A 1,440-nucleotide genomic window follows, 5' to 3' on the forward strand; every position below is an offset into this window, starting at 1 on the left:
GCATATATAAGCCGTTTATAAGCAACTACCCTCGAGGTAGTTTTTTTATGTCTAAAATACAACTTGTATGGCAGTTAAATGACTCAAAATCTGTGTACAAACAATTGTGCATTTAGGTGTTTTTGATAAATATTATCATTTGTTTCACCACGCTATGTCGAAAGTAAATACATAATTATCTATATGATTTATAAAGGACGTAAGATATTGGATCGCGCCTAACGACACAACCATAGATACATAAGTCTAACTTTTACAGCTTAGAGCGTGTCAGCTCAAAGACAGATGCCAGTCAATATCCTCATTACTGGCTGGAGGATACCTACTTAGACGCATCATTCTCAGCGCTTCAAGCTCAATGTGCCGCAACCTGAAGTACTTGAAGTTCCCTCGCTCCCATGCACTTAAATTTGGCCTGGAATAGCAGAAGTTGTCAGCAATATATCTTGCCTGATCAGCCATGAGGTCATAGAACTTCCTGTTGAAGTCAGATGTTGCCTCCTGCTTAGGCTCCGGACCCATGGTCTGCTCAGATTCGTTAGATACTGAGATTTTACAGGTCCTGTAAAAGTCAGAAGATTTTAAGTGAAAACCAGTTTTGAGCCTTGAAATAGCTGGTGCTGGAGGAACTCGTTTCCATACATGCTGGAATGAAATTCCAAACGCAGTGCACTGATCGCTAATCTCCCTGATTTTAGCCGCTGAGTTGAATTTCCTGTACCCCTGTTCTGCCATGACTTCATCAAGCAAAGTCAGGGTATTAAGAGCCTCTTTATCACCTTCATATGCCAGTTCCAAAACAGGCACAAGGTTTTCTTCAGGCTTGATCAGGCAGTTCAGACGCGGGTCCTGGCTGCCGACCAGGTCAGGCAATGAGCTACTTCTTATGTAGCGACGTGTCTTCAAAAGATCCTTGTCATAATATTTAAGCTCCTCCTCAGTAGCAGCGGCCGATAATATGACCGAAAACCCTGGCTGACGATACTCAATAATCATGCTTATCGCCTTTAAAAGGCGATTAAGCTCTGACAGCTTTCTTGAAGCACCTATTTGGGCGGCCAGCAGCTGCTTGCTCTCATCTTCATATGAGAGTAACTCATATTTGTCCGGTAGCAGACAGCCTGCTGAGTGAAAAGACAAAGCCTCCATTGCAGCAAAATTAAAAGCACTTATGTGCACGTTAATTATGCTTTCCAGGCGCCATGCATTGACTTTAAACAGCCCATGACCTTCTTTGAGGTATTTAAAGTAAAGCTCAACATCCCAGCGCAGCTTGTAGAGCTCATATATCTCATCCAGGGAAGCAAGGTTCCAGTCAAGGCTGGTGATGATATACATGCACTGATCACGTCTGTTATGTTGAGGCAGACTGTCCTGCTCCTCAGCTTTAACAGCATCGTTATAGTAAACATTAACCCTGACAGGCTTATCTGCAGTAGT

At 43.0% G+C, this 1,440-nt stretch carries 1 protein-coding gene; it reads right to left on the reverse strand.

Annotation, left to right across the window (positions count from 1 at the left end; translation table 11 throughout):
- Positions 1–270 precede the first annotated feature (270 nt).
- Positions 271–1,440: transposase (locus MXE41_RS12950; protein WP_247100882.1), on the reverse strand; the 1,170-nt coding region annotated here is incomplete at its 5' end.

It is taken from the genome of Anaerobiospirillum sp. NML120449 (assembly GCF_023051105.1).
Classification (GTDB): domain Bacteria; phylum Pseudomonadota; class Gammaproteobacteria; order Enterobacterales; family Succinivibrionaceae; genus Anaerobiospirillum.